Consider the following 15,027-nt stretch of genomic DNA (forward strand, 5'->3'; position numbering starts at 1 on the left):
CACCTCGCTGGTGCGGAAGTGTATTGAAACGATCGCGCAATTGCCAAGCAAAGTGTGATTGATTGTTGTGTCTATTTGTGATTTTTGAACGAAACGACGAATTTTCGGAGATTATTGCCATGGCCTCGATCGATCAGATCGATCGCAGCATCCTGCGGCTGCTGCGGCTCGATGCGCGCATGAGCAATGCGCGGCTGGCGGCGGAGGTGGGGCTGTCCGCGTCCGCCTGTCTCAGGCGCATCCGCATCATGGAGCAGGCGGGCATTATCAAGGGCTATACGGCGCTGGTCGATGCCGCCAATGCCGAGGCTTCCATCGCCGTGATCATCAACATCACGCTGGAGCGGCAGACGGAGGATCATCTCGACCGCTTCGAGGCGGCCGTGCGCAAACACCCGGAAATCCGCGAATGTTTCCTGATGACGGGTGGCTCGGATTATCTGCTGCGGGTGGAGGTGGAAAACGCCGGCGAGTTCGAGCGCATCCACAAGGAAATCCTCTCGGCGCTGCCGGGGGTGCTGCGCATCCATTCGAGCTTTGCGATCCGCAACGTGCTCGCGACCCGGCCGAGGGGGCGGCGATAGCGACACGCGACCGCTATCGCCGATCCGCTACTGGCGCACGACGATGCGGGCCTTGTAGGGCACGCGGTCGTAGAGATCGATGACATCCTGGTTCATCAGGCGCACGCAGCCGGAGGAGACGGCCTTACCGATCGATTTCCATTCCGGCGAGCCATGCAGGCGGTAAAGCGTGTCCTGACCGTTTTGGAAGATATAGAGCGCGCGGGCGCCGAGCGGGTTCTTCAGGCCAGGCTCCATGCCGCCATTGGCGATGGAGTAGCGCTCGAGGCTCGGCTGGCGGGCGACCATCTCGTTCGGCGGCTTCCAGCGCGGCCAGGCCTGACGCCAGTGGATCACGCCTTCGCCCTGCCAGGAGAAGCCATCGCGGCCGATGCCGACGCCGTAGCGCATCGCCGTGCCGCCGGGCTCGACCACATAGAGGAAACGGGTTGGCGTATCGACGACGACGGTGCCGGGCGCTTCGCCGGTCGGGTCAGGCACGCGCTGGCGATAGAAACGGGGATCGACCTGCTCGAAGGGTATGGCCGGAATGGAAAAGCCCCCGTCTTCCACAGGGCCATACATGGAGGCGAGTTCGGCCTGCGCCGGCGGAACGATGGGGCGGCTGACGCGGGTCGGCACGGGGGCAGGGCCGCCGCCCGGCGTGTTCGTGGTGCAGCCGGCGAGAGCGGCCGTCAGCGACAGACCGCCAAGAACGAAGCTTCTGCGCGAAAGCTTATTTTCGATAGTCATTTCAGCAGTTTCTTTCAAATGGTGTCCGGTGTTTCCGGTCATCCATGCTTGTGAGAACATATGCTTTGCGGTGGCAAGCCGGGGGTCGATCACATCGGCGTCATCGCCATGGGATGACGACAAACAACTTCGCCGGCGTGGCAAGGATGCTACATCCGCCGCTCTCCTCCATTGACAGGCGGCACGAAAGCGGACAGGGTCGCCGGCATTCCGAGGGGGGCATCGAACGATGCTGAGATGGCGGTGAGCCGGACCCTTGAACCTGATCCGGGTCATGCCGGCGTAGGGACGGAAACCGGCGCTGCAGGCTCCCCTTTTCTTCTCCGCTTCACCTGGGTCTCCATTGGAGATCGATCGATGAACAATACCCTTTCGCGTTTGCTTCCGGTTTTCCGGCGAGGCTGACGGCGATGCGCCTTTCCCATGCCGGTGGGGGGCTCGCCTTGCTGGTTGCCGGCTGGCAGCTCGGCGTCATGGCCTTTGCGCCGCCGCGCTATATTTTGCCGTCGCCGGTGGAGACGGCGGCTGCCTTCCTGCGCCAGCCCGGCTTCCTGATGGGGCAGGGGCTGGTGACCCTGTCGGAGATCGTCGTCGGGCTGGCGCTCGGCTCAGTTCTCGGGGCGGCGACGGCTTTTGCGATTGCCGCCTTTCCGCGCACCGGTCGGCTGGTCTGGCCGGTCATCGTCGTGTTGCAGGCGCTGCCAGTCTTCGTGCTGGCACCGCTTCTCGTGCTGTGGTTCGGCTTCGGCATGGCCTCGAAGGTAGCGATGACGACGATCATCATTTTCTTTCCGGTCGCCTCAGCCTTTGGTGATGGCCTGCGCCGCACCGATGGCGATATTCTCGATGCCGTGTCCCTGACGGAGGCCAGCCATTGGCAGGCGCTGGCGCAGGTGCGTGCGCCGCTGGCGCTGCCGAGCCTCGTTTCGGGGCTACGGGTCGCGGCCCCGCTTGCGCCGCTCGGAGCCGTCGTCGGCGAGTGGGTGGGGGCGTCCGCCGGGCTCGGCTTTGTCATGGTGCAGGCCAATGCGCGCATGCAGACCGATACCGTCTTTGCCGCTATGGCGATCCTCGCTTTCTTTGCCGTCACGCTCCGGCTTCTCGTCGAGCGGCTGACGGCCGGCATCGCGCCCTGGGCGCGCGAGGCCGATCCTGCATTTTCCAAAAAACCTTCCCGGAGAACCCCATGACATCTGCCGTTTCCCGACTTTTTGCCGGATTTCTGGCCGCCGCAAGCCTTGCTATCCCCGTTTCCGCCAATGCTGCCGACAAGTTGACGGTGCTGCTCGAATGGTTCGTCAATCCCGATCATGCACCGATGGTGATTGCCGAGCAGCGCGGCCTTTTTGCCCGCGAGGGGCTGGAGGTGGAGCTGATCCCGCCGGCCGATCCTTCTGCCGTGCCGCGGCTTGTCTCGGCCGGGCAGGCGGATATCGGCATTCACTATCAGCCCAATCTCTATCTCGATCACGCGGCAGGCCTACCGTTGGTTCGCTTCGGCACGCTGGTCGAGACGCCGCTCAATACGGTGACGGTGCTGGCGGACGGGCCGATCAAGAGCCTCAAGGACCTGAAGGGCAAGAAAGTCGGTTTCTCCGTCTCCGGCTTCGAGGATGCGATGCTGACCCGCATGCTGGCGTCGGAAGGGTTGAAGAAGGAGGATGTCGAGCTGATCAACGTCAACTTCTCGCTCTCGCCCTCGCTGATATCGGGCAAGGTCGATGCGACGCTTGGCGGCTTCCGCAATTTCGAGCTGACGCAGATGAAGCTGGAGGGGCATGAGGGAACCGCCTTTTTCCCCGAGGAACACGGCGTTCCCGCCTATGACGAACTCGTCTTCGTGACGCGAAAGGATTTGGCCGCCGATACCCGGCTGCCGCGTTTCCTCGAAGCGGTCGAGGAGGCTTCGATCTTCATGACCAATCATCCGGCCGAGGCCTGGGCGTTGTTCATCAAGGCCTATCCCGATCTCGACAACGAGCTGAACAGGAAAGCTTTCTTCGACACCTTGCCGCGTTTCGCCAAGCGGCCGGCGGCGCTGGATGCCGGGCGCTATGCGCGGTTTGGCGCATTCCTGCAGGAGATGGGGCTGATCGAGAAAGCGCCGGCAGTGGAGGAGATTTCGGTTCAGGTGGGCAAGTAGCCGGCGACTCTGAAGCTCCCGCAGCCTTTTCCAAAATGTGTGAAAAGGGGCTTGCAGCTCTAGTTACTAGAGGTCCTAGATTGTGACAAACAGTTGATAAGGATGAGCGATGACAGTCGAAACACGGTTCCGGGTCGAGGGCATGGATTGCGCCTCCTGCGCCACCAAGATCGATACCGCGGTGCGGCGCGTTCAGGGCGTCGAGGATGTCTCGGTTTCGGTGACGACAGGCACGATGACGGTGCGCCATGCCGCAGCCGATGGCCTCGTCGAGACGGTGGCGAAGAAGGTCGGCGGCCTGGGCTACAAGACGGCGCTGGCCCCGAAAGCGGCGGCAAAGGTTGAACCGCCCGCCGCCCATGGCAATTGCTGCGGGCATGCACATCATAATCACGACCACGATCATGATGAAGGCGGCAAGGGGCACTCCCATGATCATGACGCGCCGGCCGTGGAAGACCTGCACGGCCATGATCATGGCCCGTCCTCCGGTCCGTGGTGGGCTTCCGCCAAGGGGCGGCTTACCATTGCCAGCACGGCTGCGCTTGTCGTCGCCTATGGGCTTGGAAAGCTGATCCCCGGTGCCGAGATGTGGTTGTTCACGCTGGCGATGCTGGTCGGCCTCGTACCGATCGCCCGCCGTGCCGTCATGGCGGCGCTTTCCGGTACGCCGTTTTCCATCGAAATGCTGATGACCATCGCCGCCGTCGGCGCGATCGCCATCAAGGCGACGGAAGAGGCGGCGGTTGTTGTCGTGCTGTTCCTGATCGGCGAATTGCTGGAAGGCGTTGCCGCCGGCCGGGCGAGGGCGAGCATCCAGTCGCTGACAGCGCTGGTGCCGAAGACCGCTTTCCTCGAAAAGGATGGCCGCACTCAAGAGGTGCCGGCCGACAGCCTCGCCATCGATGCCGTGATCCTCGTTCGGCCGGGAGACCGCATCCCAGCTGACGGTACGATTCTTTCCGGTGAAAGCACGATCGATGAATCTCCCGTCACCGGCGAGAGCACGCCCGTCCGCAAAGCCGTCGGCAACGATGTCTTTGCCGGAACGGTCAACGGGGAAGCTGCCCTTCGCGTCAAGGTCACGGCGGAGGCGGCCGACAACACCATTGCCCGCGTCGTGCGCCTCGTCGAGGAAGCCCAGGAAAGCAAGGCGCCGACAGAGCGCTTCATCGACCGTTTCTCGCGTTATTATACGCCGGGTGTCGTGGTGGTCGCGGCGCTGGTCGCGATCCTCCCGCCGCTCATTGCCGGCGCAAGCTGGAACGAGTGGATCTACAAGGGCCTTGCGATCCTGCTGATCGGCTGCCCCTGCGCGCTGGTCATTTCCACCCCGGCTGCGATTGCCGCAAGCCTTGCCTCCGGCGCCCGTCGCGGCCTTCTGCTGAAGGGCGGCGTGGTGCTGGAAGGGCTCGGCAAGATCACCGCCGTCGCCTTCGACAAGACCGGCACGCTGACCGAGGGCAAGCCGAAAGTCACCGATATTCTCGCCTTCGGCCTGCCGGAAACCGAGGTGCTGAAACTTGCCGCCGCGCTGGAAACCGGCTCGAGCCATCCGCTCGCCAAGGCCATTCTCGACAAGGCCGCCGGCATTGTGATCCCAGCTGTTACCGATGCGCGCGCACTGGGCGGCAAGGGCGTAGCCGGCCTCGTCGAGGGCCGTGCTGTCCTGCTCGCGTCCCCCAAGGCGGCGGCTGAGCAGGCCAGCCTCACACCGGAACAGCTTGAACGGATCGCGGCATTGAACGGTGAGGGCAAGACCGTTTCCGTCCTCGTCGTCGATGGCGTGATCGCCGGGGCGCTTGCCATGCGCGACGAGCCCCGCACTGACGCCAAGGCGGGGCTTGAAATGCTTACCGCCCGCGGCATCCGCACGGTCATGCTGACCGGCGACAATGCCCGCACGGCCGAGGCGATCGGCCGCCAGCTCGGCATCGAGGTTCGGGCCGATCTGTTGCCGCAGGACAAGCAGCGCATCGTCGGCGAATTGCAGAAAGAAGGCCTGAAGGTCGCAAAGGTCGGTGACGGCATCAACGACGCCCCGGCGCTGGCGGCGGCCGATATCGGCATCGCCATGGGCGGCGGCACGGATGTCGCGCTCGAAACGGCGGATGCGGCGGTGCTGCACGGCCGGGTCTCCGATGTCGCGGAGATGGTCGATCTCTCCAACCGGACGATGCGCAACATCCTGCAGAACATCGTCATCGCGCTCGGGCTCAAGGCCGTGTTCCTGGTGACGACGGTGGCCGGCATCACCGGCCTCTGGCCGGCAATCCTTGCCGATACCGGTGCTACGGTGCTCGTGACGATCAATGCGTTGCGGCTGCTTGCGGTGAAAAGGGCGGGGTGAGCGTCGAGAGACGACTGTTGGCCCTTTCTCCCGCCTGCTGGCGGAAAGGGCGACAGGCTTTTCCACCATTCCCGAATATACCGCTTCATTGACCGTCGCAACCAACGTAACGCACCTCATCACTCTGTACTTTTGCGCGAAGAAGCAGTATGAGCCGCGCCATGATCGGCCATGACGTGTGGCTGCGGATACCGGTGCCTGCTTCCTCCCACAGCGGCTCGCGCGCAATCCGAAGTGCGAAAGATAAATACATGACAGAATTTGCAGGCGTCGTTCCGGCGATCGCAGAGGCGTTGAACAAGCGCGGCTATACCGACCTGACCCCGGTGCAGCAGGCCGTGATCGCGCCGGAACTGGAAGGCCGCGATGCCCTGGTTTCCGCCCAGACGGGCTCCGGCAAGACCGTCGCCTTCGGCCTGGCGCTCGCGCCGTCGCTGCTCGATGGCGCCGACCGCTTTGGCCGCCCCGGTGCGCCGCTCGCACTGGTCGTCGCGCCGACGCGTGAGCTTGCCCTGCAGGTGAAGCGCGAAATCGAATGGCTTTATGAACTGACCGGCGCCACCGTCACGTCCTGCGTCGGCGGCATGGACATCCGCTCCGAGCGCCGGGCGCTGGAACGCGGCGCCCATATCGTCGTCGGCACGCCGGGCCGCATCTGCGACCATATTCGCCGCGAGGCGCTGAATATGTCGGCGCTGAAGGCCGTGGTGCTCGATGAAGCCGACGAGATGCTCGACCTCGGTTTCCGTGAAGACCTCGAATTCATCCTCGAAAGCGCGCCGGAAGATCGCCGCACGCTGATGTTCTCGGCGACCGTGCCGCGCACCATCGCCAATCTGGCGAAGAGCTACCAGCGCGATGCCGTGCGCCTCAGCACTCAGTCCGAACAGAAGCAGCATGTCGATATCGAATATCGTGCGCTGACGGTGACCCCGGCCGACCGCGAAAACGCCATCATCAACGTGCTGCGCTACTATGAAGCGCGCAACGCCATCGTCTTCTGCTCCACCCGCGCCGCCGTCAACCATCTGACCGCCCGTTTCAACAATCGCGGCTTCTCGGTGGTGGCGCTGTCGGGCGAACTCAGCCAGAACGAGCGGACCCATGCGCTGCAGGCGATGCGCGACGGCCGCGCCCGCGTCTGCATCGCGACCGACGTCGCTGCCCGCGGCATCGATCTGCCCGGTCTCGAGCTGGTCGTTCACGCCGACCTGCCCACCAATTCGGACACCCTGCTTCACCGCAGCGGCCGCACCGGCCGCGCCGGCAACAAGGGCATCAGCGCGCTGATCGTGCCGACCAGCGCCCGCCGCAAGGCCGAGCGCCTGCTGCGCGAAGCCAATATCGAGGCCATCTGGGCAAAGCCGCCGAGCGCCGACGAAGTCAGCGCCCGCGACGACGAGCGCCTGCTGGCCGACCCGTCCTTCTCCGAGGCGCCGCGCGAGGAAGAGGAATCCCTGGTCAAGGCGCTGCTGGAAAAGTTCGGCGCCGAACAGGTGGCCGCAGCCCTGGTGCGCATGACTCGCGCCAATCGTTCCGCCCCGGAAGACCTGATCGATACGCCGTCCTTCCAGCCCACGGGCGACCGTGCGCCCCGTGGCGACCGGCCGGAACGCGAACCGCGTGCGCCGCGCGGCGATTTCGGTGATGCCGTCTGGTTCTCGCTCTCTGCCGGCCGCAAGCAGAATGTCGAGCCGCGTTGGCTGATCCCGATGCTCTGCCGCATCGGCAAGATCACCAAGCAGGAGATCGGCGCGATCAAGATGCAGCAGGACGAGACCTTCGTGGAAATCGCCCGCGACTGGCTGGATCGCTTCAACGAAGCTGTCGGCCCGAAGAAGATGCTGGAAAAGGGCATCTCGATCCGCGAACTCGATGGCGCGCCGACTTTCTCGGATGCCCCACGCGGCAACTATGCCGACCGCAAGCCGAAGGGCGACTGGAAGGGCGAAGGCAAACCGAAGCGCAGCTTTGGTGATCGCCCCGAGCGCGCCGCCCATGAGGGTCGCAGCTTCGAAAAGCGTGACGACAAGCCGTGGGCCGGCAAGCCTAGCAAGGGCAAGTTCGGCGCCGACCGACCGGTTGACGAGCGGCCGGCAAAGCCAAAGTTCGACAAGCCGAAATTCGATAAGCCCAAGTTTGAGAAGCCGAAGTTCGAGAAGCCGAAATTTGAAAAGCCTGCCTTCGATGGCGACGATGCCAAGCAGAAGAAGAGCAAGAAGAAAAAAGCAAATGGTTGATCTGGGCCGGGGCGCGGCCTCGGTCAGGTGCCGCATCGCCTGATGGGCGATGCGGCGGTGTCGTCAGGCCAGAATGCCGGCCTGACGCGCTGCGGCGACGAAGGAGGCGGAAGCCGCCTTGCTGCTGCGGATGCCGTCCAGCGCATCCAGGCAATGCTGGAGCGCGCGGCGATAGGCACTGTTGCGCTCGCCCGGCCAGCGGCGCAGGAATTCCACCGCGTCCCAGGCATTGGCGATGATATTCTGCCGGCTGTTCTTGATAATGAGCCGAACGGGGGTGGGGAAGGATTTGGAACTCACCTTGACCTCGTATGCGTATTTCGATTGCGGCGAGGGAACGCGATGGCGTCCGGAAGGTTCCCGCATTGATTTTATATTCTTTTCCGGTTGATTTCGAAATTTCTGAATAAGGTGCGGGGTGCGTCCGTCATCTCCTTTGCAGGGCTCGTTTTTCACGCGCGCCGCAGTTTCAAAAGGGGGGATCATGACGAAAAACCGCAAGCTCTGGCTTGGCTGGATGTTCATCGTCGTCAACGGGCTTTATCTCGTCTTCGGTCTTGCGGCGAACGACATGGGCGGTATTGTCGATCTCGGATACAGTCAGGATGGGCCGCTGTCCTTCGACGCCGCGCCGGGTCGGTTTCTGTTCGGCATTCTGCTTTACGGCGCGATCGTGATGATCGGCATCAACATGGTTCGCGAAGCCTCGCGGATGGAAAGGTGAGCCGCCCGCTCCATGCCGGCCAGATCCGAAAACGAGAAGATAGAGGCAAGCAATTGAGGTCAGACGTTATCGATGTGCTGGTCGTCGGTGCCGGTTTCGCCGGTCTTGCAGCGGCGCATGCGCTGATCGAGGCGGGGAAGCGCGTGCTCGTGCTGGAGGCACGCGACCGGGTTGGCGGTCGCGTGGAGCCGGCTTTCTTTGCCGACGGGCGGCGGATCGATACCGGCGGGCAGTTCATCAGCGAGGATATGCCGGCTGTCATGGAGCTTGCACGGCGTTACAATCGACCGCTGGTATCGGTGCCGGACGACGGAAAGCTTGTGCTGCGGCCGGCCTTGCCGCCACGCGATGCATTTCGGTTTCATGAAGGCGTGGATGCGATCCGTCGCCGAGCCAAGGCCATCGATCCCCGCGATCCCGCTATCGTCGGGCTTTCCGTGGCCGTCTGGCTGGCGCGGCAACCGGAGGACGACGAGGTCAAGGCCGGTTTCCGCGCCATGATCCACGGCCTCTGGTGCCGGCGCGCGGATGAACTTCCGCTTTGGTATTATATAGACAATGATCGCCGCCTCGAAACGACGGTTTCCGAGCTGCAATATTACCTGGAAGACAGCACGTATTCGCTCGCCGAAGCTGTTGCTGCCGGGCTGGGGGATCGGTTGCTGCTCTCGACGCCCGTAGACGCCATCGCCGTCGCAGCCGATGGGGTGAGCGTCGAGGCGGGAGGCCTGACATTCCACGCCGGCCACGTCCTTCTGGCAGTGCCGCCGGTGATGGCCCGGCGTATTTCGATCTCGCCGCCGCTTCCGGCTGAGATTTCGGCTGCCCTCGATGTCTGGGGGAGCGGTACGGTCGTCAAGATTTGCTTCCGCTACGACCGGCGCTTCTGGCGGGATAGTGATCTGAGCGGCATGGTGATGTGGCGCGATGTGAAAGGGCTTTTTGCGTGCGATATCAGCAGCGGCGACGATGCTTTGCTCATCGTCTTCATTGGCGGGCCGCTTGCGGTCGAATGGGCCGGGGAGGGTGAGGCCGCGATGCTTGAAAAGGTGCTGGCGCGGCTTGCCGATGCGCTTGGCCCGGAGGCGGGCAAGCCGTTGGAATCCATCCTGCGCGACTGGACCAACGACAAATGGAGCGGCGGCGGCTATAGTGACGTCGTCCTCGGCATGTCCGCCTACGACGCCGAAGACGTGTTGCGCGGTGGGGCCGGGCTTGTTCACTTTGCCTCGTCGGAGTTGTCGCCATTCTTTCCGGGCTATATCGAAGGCGCGATTACGGCAGGCCGCGAGGCTGCGGCGCGTATCCTTTCTCAATCGCGCAGAGCTTCCTGCGCGTCCGGATCGTAAGTCAGCCTGATCGGTCGAAGCTGCGAGCCCGCGGCTGTGGCCGGTATTGCGAAGGCTGCACACGACGCTGTGCTGTTCGTGAAATGCGACAGGGTTTCGGCGGGCGTGCGAATTTCGGCGCGATGGCGGCCCGATACGCGGGAAATGCCGGTGGCTGCCGGAGAAACTAGCGATCCAGCTCGGGATAGTAGCGATCGAAAGAGCGCGGGCGCAGCTTTTCGCCCATCATACAATCGGTCGCCATGCCGGCTGTCGGCAGCATGCGGGCGGATGGTTGGCGGCGGGTGATTTCCATCACCAATTTCTGGCGGATGGCCATGGCGAAATCGTCGCGGCTATGCACCGGCACGACGAAGGAGCCGGCGCCGCCGATGACGCAATCGGCGTAATAACTGTCGAGGGTCCCGCGCGTCGTCGAGGGGCGGACGAGGATGGCAAGCCCGTTCACGGTGATGCCTGTATCGACGACCGCGTCGCGGGCGGGGCTTACCGGCGGCCCCATGTTGTTCGGGCCGTCGCCGGAAACGTCGATTACCCGTCGCAGGCCCTGATAGCCGTTGGCGTCGATCAGTCGGGCTCCATAGGCCAGCGCATTGGAAATCGAGGTGCCGCGGCGGGTGGCGATGGGGCGGGAGGCGATGCGGGCGGCAAAGGTTGCCGCATCATCGCCGGTTTCGATGACCTGCCAGTCCACAAGCGAGGTTTCGTTGACGCTTCCGGCCCATTCGAAATAGCTGAGGGCGATGCGGCCGAACCGGCCGGTCTGAACCGCATTGACGAAATCGGGATGGGTGATCGCCTCGACATAGCCGGAGCGCTGGATTTCCGCCTCTTCCGTGTCCATCGAGCCGGACATGTCGACGGCAAGCACCAGTTCCACATCCACCCGTTTTTCCTCCGCGGCGGCGGGGACGGGCGTACTGGAAAGACCGAGAACAAAGACAAGTATCGAGAGCATCGCGCCATCCCATCATGTCTTAATCTTGCGCTTAGAGCGCAGTCTAGCATGGGCAAGAGGAGATGGGATGATTTCGATCAAGGAGCGGTTCAACAATCGGTGATTTGATCCTGCCGTCGAGCTGTGGTGATCTTTAGGCTCTCCGGAGTATTTTTTTGATGTTGTTAAAAGGTGATACGGATACGGCCGTCCTCGACCGTCTCCAGAAAACTGCATTTGACTATTTTGTCGATTTTGCCAATCCGCGCACCGGCCTGATTGCCGATACCTCGCTGCCCGGATCGCCCTCGAGTATTGCCGCCACGGGATTTGGCCTTTCCTGCTATCCGATCGGCGTAGAACGCGGATGGATGAGCCGGGCGCAGGCGGCCGAGCGCACCCTGACGCTCATGCGTTTCCTGGCGGAAAGCAAGCAGAGCCGCGACAAGGATGCCACCGGTTACAAGGGCCTCTATTACCATTTCCTCGACATGGAGACGGGCAAGCGCACCTGGCGCTGCGAGCTGTCGCTGATCGATAGCGCCTTGCTTCTGGCCGGCGCGCTGACGGCGTCTGCGTACTTCGTCGAGGAAAACACAGCCGAAAACGAAATCCGCTCGCTGGCTGCGATGCTCTATGCCCGCGCCAACTGGAGCTGGGCGCTCGATCGCGCCGATACGCTTTCGCTCGGCTGGAAGCCGCGCAGCGGTTTCCTGCCCTTCCGCTGGGAAGGGTATAGCGAGGCGATCATTCTTTACGTGCTGGCGCTGGCGTCGCCGTCCTATCCGGTGCCGGTGGAAAGCTATAAGGCCTTCACCGACAAGTTCGAATGGATGACGGTCGGCGAGCAGGCGTTCCTCTATGCCGGGCCGCTTTTCATCCATCTGTTTTCCCATGGCTGGATCGATTTTCGCGGCATCCGCGATGCGGCGGTGGCGGCGAAGGATACCGACTATTTCGAAAACACTCGCCGGGCGATCGCTGTGCAGCGCGACTACGCGATCAAGAATCCCGGCGCCTTTGCAGGCTATGGCCCCGATCTCTGGGGATTGTCAGCCTGCGACGGGCCGGAGCGGCCGCGCAAGCTGATCGACGGCCGCCGCCAGCAGTTTGCCGGTTATGCAGCGCGCGGCGCGCCGCTCGGGCCGGATGACGGCACGCTGGCGCCGTGGGCGCCGCTCGCCTGCCTGCCCTTCGAGCCGAAGCTGGCGATGGCGGCGACACGGCATATCCTGACGGAGTATCCCGAGGTGTTGCCCGATGCCCGCTTCATCGGCAGCTTCAATCCGAGCGTGCGGGCGGACTCGACGGCAGGCTGGCTCAACGAGCGCTGCGTCGGGCTGGATCAGGGCATTCTGGTGATGATGATCGAGAATTCCCGCAGCGGACTGATCTGGGAACTGACGCGGCAGATGCCGGTCATCCGGCGCGGCCTGCGGCGGGCAGGTTTTTCCGGCGGCTGGCTTTAGACGGTATCGTCATACGTGTTTCTGTTTTAGGGTGAATCCGGGCGGCATATCGAGTGGTCGGCATCCTTGGAAAACAACAGCGTAGATCGAGCTTTGCCGGCGCCATCCGCCGTTTCAGCGCACCGCATCACGGAAGCCATGCTTTCCTTTGGTAATGCCGACGCGTCGTTCCGCACCGTCGCCACCGCCTGGGCCGAGTGGCTGGACGACTGGCTCGCCTATCAGAAAAATTTCGGGACGGGGCCGGATGAGCGCATTCAGGCCGCGCATCTCATGACCTTCTATGCCCACCATCTGGGGGCTGTTGCGGGGCACCTCTTTCTTGCCAGCGGCGATGTTGTCGATCTCTCCCCGGAAAGCCTGCATGTCCGGTTTGAAGCTTTCGATCCGATGGAAGGGCGGCCGGAAGCGGCGCGGCGGTTTCATTTCCGGTCGCTTCACTCAGCAGCGCCGGGCAGCGAAGATGCGTTGCATGACAATCTCGTGCATAGCCTTTTGCCGGCTGTGGAGGTTCTGGGGCGGCGGTGCGGGCTCTCGGCGGGGTCGCTCAGGCGGCTGGCTTCGGATGGCATTTTTGGCGCGTTCGTGGATGTCGGCCGGGCTCTGAACGAGGAGGATCGGGCGACGGCGGTCGGGCTGGCGATCGTGGAGAAGCAGGGGTCTCCGTTCCGCTCGGGCGCACCGCGTCTGGAACGGATCGTCGGCTGCGATGGCGAAGAGAGGGTCTACCGCATCCGCAGCGGCTGCTGTCTTGCCTACAGGGCAGGCGAGGGGCGGCATTGCGATGTCTGCGTGCTGCTGTCGCCCGAGGAGCGGCGGCGGCGGCTGGCCGCGCTTGCCGGATAGGCGCAAGGCCGCCGCGTGGTTCACGGCGGCCTGTTGTTCGTTATGCCTTCAGAAAGCGGTCATTGATGAAGCCCAGAACGACGCCGAGCACCAGCCAGAAGCCCAGCGTCGTTGCGAGTGCGGCAACGGCGAATTCCGCACCGAGCACGGCCGGCACGTTGCTGGAGATATCCAGCGGCTGCGGCGCACCGTAAATGTGCGGCAGCGCGATCAGCACGAGGCCGGCGATCTTGGCGATCATCTCGCCGCGCAGGGCAAGAAGATAAAGGCCGGCGCCGGAAAGCAGCACGGTCGCGATCCACCAGAGCTGGCGATCCTGAAGCTCGGCGGCCGGGAAGCCCGGCAATTCCGGCGGCAGGCCAATGGCGGGCAGCAGGTGCACGGCAAGCCAGCCGCAGGCACCCCAATAGACGCCGTTGGCAAACGTCACCGGACGATTCGAAAGCAGGCCGATGGCGGTCAGCAGCAGCGCGAAGCCGGCGCCGGCCACGAGATTTGCCAGCAGCGTGCCGGAAAAGCGGCTCATGCCGAACATGATACCGCCGTCCTCGTGCTCGCCCTCATGGGCGTAGGCCGGCGTCACCGGCGAAAGGGCGGCAAGCACTTCGCCGAGCAGGGCAGCACCCGAAAGTGAGGAATGCTGCTGCTGTTCGCCGGCCGGCGGCGTGGCGGGCTGGACGGCTGGCTGTTCGGCGTTTTCGAATTCCTCGGCATGGAGGATCAGCGGTACGACCCGGAGTTCCTGGGCGCCTGTCATGAAGACACCCGCGATGAGCCCGGCTACCACGGCAGCCAGGAGCGTTTTGACGATCATTTTCTTGGTCCCCTGAATGCGCGACATCGCCCGCCGGTCGCCCGGCGGCTACGCGCATCGTCACGTTGAATGGTCACTGTCGGCGGCGGGCTCAAAGCCAGCCGTTCCCGTTCGCAGCGGGCAGGCCCGTTGCGTTGCTTCGCTCACAGTCTCTGCGCGGTTTCCCGCGACAGGATCAGTGGCAGGGGAAGCCGAAGGAGTGGCGCACGTCGTGGGCCGTGTCGTGGATCGTGGCGGAATTGGCAAGACCGGTGCCGAACACCAGGAAACCGCCGACCAGAAGCGCGAGGAAGCCCGCAGTGATCCGGTCGCTGAGAGAGAGCGTGACGCTCGAAAGAGTAGACGTAGCCATGACAACCTCCGTGATGGCGCGTGGGATATCCCCACAGGCGGGCCCTATGCCCTTCATCAACCGGCAGGTTTCCTGGCTCGCGGTGTCAGGCGCCGGGGCACCTTGGGGCTTTCCTCGCCTTCCCAGGGGTGAACGCGTCCGCCTCCCAGTGGCTTTTCCCGGACCCTCCGGGATGGAAAACCCTTGACCGCTCTACAGTCGCGGGGTCGGCCGTGATGAAGATGCCCGGCAGGGGTCCATCCGTCACGTTCCCATTTACTCCGCCAAGACGTTTGCCTTGAGCAGAACCAATTGATGTCAGATCATTATGTTTTCAGGCCGCTTCTGTCAATTGAGGCTTATCCCGCCCGGCGATGTCGACGGGAAGGCGGAAACGAAGCGCTAACGTTTTCGTCAGGCATAAGTTGTATGAAGTCGGGGACAAGCATACTATCCTTCATTAGAGACTGACTGCTGCTGCTGATGGTTCGGAAAGAGTGAACCTCGA

General features: G+C 63.6%; 14 protein-coding genes and 2 riboswitches. Of the genes, 9 read left to right on the plus strand and 5 right to left on the minus strand.

The features are described from left to right. Positions 1-119: 119 nt before the first annotated feature. The gene (locus ASC86_RS14270) at positions 120-584 is read left to right on the plus strand and encodes an Lrp/AsnC family transcriptional regulator (protein WP_056322142.1); all 465 of its coding nucleotides are present in this window, start codon (positions 120-122) and stop codon (positions 582-584) included. Between the two features lie 27 nt (positions 585-611). On the opposite strand, the gene ASC86_RS14275 is transcribed toward ASC86_RS14270, so the two are convergent. Continuing rightward, a complete protein-coding gene (locus ASC86_RS14275) occupies positions 612-1,316 on the minus strand; it encodes a L,D-transpeptidase (protein ID WP_056322145.1) in 705 nt (234 codons plus the stop codon). A 203-nt stretch (positions 1,317-1,519) separates the two neighbouring features. Continuing rightward, positions 1,520-1,622, plus strand: a riboswitch (TPP riboswitch). A 104-nt stretch (positions 1,623-1,726) separates the two neighbouring features. On the opposite strand from ASC86_RS14275, the gene ASC86_RS14280 reads away from it, so the two are divergent. From ASC86_RS14280 to ASC86_RS14295, 4 genes are all read left to right on the plus strand, one after another. Then, a complete protein-coding gene (locus ASC86_RS14280) occupies positions 1,727-2,506 on the plus strand; it encodes an ABC transporter permease (protein ID WP_056322148.1) in 780 nt (259 codons plus the stop codon). Next, on the plus strand, positions 2,503-3,459 hold the full coding sequence (locus tag ASC86_RS14285; RefSeq protein ID WP_056322150.1) for an ABC transporter substrate-binding protein: 957 nt from the start codon (positions 2,503-2,505) through the stop codon (positions 3,457-3,459). Before ASC86_RS14280 ends, ASC86_RS14285 begins: the two co-directional genes overlap by 4 nt. Positions 3,460-3,568: 109 nt before the next feature. Continuing rightward, positions 3,569-5,809 carry a heavy metal translocating P-type ATPase gene (locus tag ASC86_RS14290; RefSeq protein WP_056322153.1) on the plus strand — a complete coding sequence of 747 codons (2,241 nt, stop codon included), beginning with the start codon at positions 3,569-3,571 and terminating at the stop codon, positions 5,807-5,809. 251 nt (positions 5,810-6,060) lie between these two features. Next, on the plus strand, positions 6,061-8,049 hold the full coding sequence (locus tag ASC86_RS14295) for a DEAD/DEAH box helicase (RefSeq protein WP_056322637.1): 1,989 nt from the start codon (positions 6,061-6,063) through the stop codon (positions 8,047-8,049). A gap of 63 nt (positions 8,050-8,112) precedes the next feature. On the opposite strand, the gene ASC86_RS14300 is transcribed toward ASC86_RS14295, so the two are convergent. After that, positions 8,113-8,349 (minus strand): DUF982 domain-containing protein, encoded by a 237-nt coding sequence (locus tag ASC86_RS14300; protein ID WP_056322640.1) that lies wholly within the window; start codon positions 8,347-8,349, stop codon positions 8,113-8,115. Between the two features lie 184 nt (positions 8,350-8,533). On the opposite strand from ASC86_RS14300, the gene ASC86_RS14305 reads away from it, so the two are divergent. Both ASC86_RS14305 and ASC86_RS14310 read left to right on the plus strand, forming a co-directional pair. Further along, a complete protein-coding gene (locus ASC86_RS14305; protein WP_056322156.1) occupies positions 8,534-8,773 on the plus strand; it encodes a hypothetical protein in 240 nt (79 codons plus the stop codon). A 53-nt stretch (positions 8,774-8,826) separates the two neighbouring features. Then, positions 8,827-10,122, plus strand: coding sequence for an FAD-dependent oxidoreductase (locus tag ASC86_RS14310; RefSeq protein ID WP_056322158.1), 1,296 nt, complete (start codon positions 8,827-8,829; stop codon positions 10,120-10,122). A 166-nt stretch (positions 10,123-10,288) separates the two neighbouring features. Here ASC86_RS14310 and ASC86_RS14315 read toward each other — a convergent pair whose 3' ends face one another. Then, positions 10,289-11,080, minus strand: a complete 792-nt coding sequence (locus ASC86_RS14315) for a DUF1194 domain-containing protein (protein ID WP_056322160.1) — start codon at positions 11,078-11,080, stop codon at positions 10,289-10,291. A 158-nt stretch (positions 11,081-11,238) separates the two neighbouring features. On the opposite strand from ASC86_RS14315, the gene ASC86_RS14320 reads away from it, so the two are divergent. Both ASC86_RS14320 and ASC86_RS14325 read left to right on the plus strand, forming a co-directional pair. Continuing rightward, positions 11,239-12,528, plus strand: coding sequence for a glucoamylase family protein (locus tag ASC86_RS14320; protein ID WP_056322163.1), 1,290 nt, complete (start codon positions 11,239-11,241; stop codon positions 12,526-12,528). Positions 12,529-12,666: 138 nt separating this feature from the next. Next, positions 12,667-13,374, plus strand: coding sequence for a ferric iron reductase (locus tag ASC86_RS14325; protein ID WP_156387050.1), 708 nt, complete (start codon positions 12,667-12,669; stop codon positions 13,372-13,374). A gap of 40 nt (positions 13,375-13,414) precedes the next feature. Here the strand turns inward: ASC86_RS14325 and ASC86_RS14330 are convergent, their stop codons facing one another. Both ASC86_RS14330 and ASC86_RS14335 read right to left on the minus strand, forming a co-directional pair. After that, positions 13,415-14,188: a CbtA family protein gene (locus ASC86_RS14330; RefSeq protein WP_056322642.1), complete on the minus strand. Its 774-nt coding sequence runs from the start codon at positions 14,186-14,188 to the stop codon at positions 13,415-13,417. A gap of 175 nt (positions 14,189-14,363) precedes the next feature. Beyond that, the gene (locus tag ASC86_RS14335) at positions 14,364-14,540 is read right to left on the minus strand and encodes a CbtB-domain containing protein (RefSeq protein ID WP_056322644.1); all 177 of its coding nucleotides are present in this window, start codon (positions 14,538-14,540) and stop codon (positions 14,364-14,366) included. Positions 14,541-14,584: 44 nt separating this feature from the next. Further along, a riboswitch (cobalamin riboswitch) is annotated at positions 14,585-14,847 on the minus strand. Positions 14,848-15,027: the final 180 nt, after the last annotated feature.

The organism is Rhizobium sp. Root1212, from assembly GCF_001424985.1.
GTDB lineage: Bacteria > Pseudomonadota > Alphaproteobacteria > Rhizobiales > Rhizobiaceae > Pararhizobium.

Coding starts and splice junctions, on each gene's coding strand:
- ASC86_RS14290 (WP_056322153.1), top strand. CDS start 3,569: ATGACAGTCGAAACACGGTTCCGGGTCGAGGGCATGGATTGCGCCTCC.
- ASC86_RS14315 (WP_056322160.1), bottom strand. CDS start 11,080: ATGCTCTCGATACTTGTCTTTGTTCTCGGTCTTTCCAGTACGCCCGTC.
- ASC86_RS14320 (WP_056322163.1), top strand. CDS start 11,239: ATGTTGTTAAAAGGTGATACGGATACGGCCGTCCTCGACCGTCTCCAG.
- ASC86_RS14335 (WP_056322644.1), bottom strand. CDS start 14,540: ATGGCTACGTCTACTCTTTCGAGCGTCACGCTCTCTCTCAGCGACCGG.
- ASC86_RS14285 (WP_056322150.1), top strand. CDS start 2,503: ATGACATCTGCCGTTTCCCGACTTTTTGCCGGATTTCTGGCCGCCGCA.
- ASC86_RS14305 (WP_056322156.1), top strand. CDS start 8,534: ATGACGAAAAACCGCAAGCTCTGGCTTGGCTGGATGTTCATCGTCGTC.
- ASC86_RS14295 (WP_056322637.1), top strand. CDS start 6,061: ATGACAGAATTTGCAGGCGTCGTTCCGGCGATCGCAGAGGCGTTGAAC.
- ASC86_RS14330 (WP_056322642.1), bottom strand. CDS start 14,188: ATGATCGTCAAAACGCTCCTGGCTGCCGTGGTAGCCGGGCTCATCGCG.
- ASC86_RS14325 (WP_156387050.1), top strand. CDS start 12,667: ATGCTTTCCTTTGGTAATGCCGACGCGTCGTTCCGCACCGTCGCCACC.
- ASC86_RS14275 (WP_056322145.1), bottom strand. CDS start 1,316: ATGACTATCGAAAATAAGCTTTCGCGCAGAAGCTTCGTTCTTGGCGGT.
- ASC86_RS14270 (WP_056322142.1), top strand. CDS start 120: ATGGCCTCGATCGATCAGATCGATCGCAGCATCCTGCGGCTGCTGCGG.
- ASC86_RS14280 (WP_056322148.1), top strand. CDS start 1,727: ATGCGCCTTTCCCATGCCGGTGGGGGGCTCGCCTTGCTGGTTGCCGGC.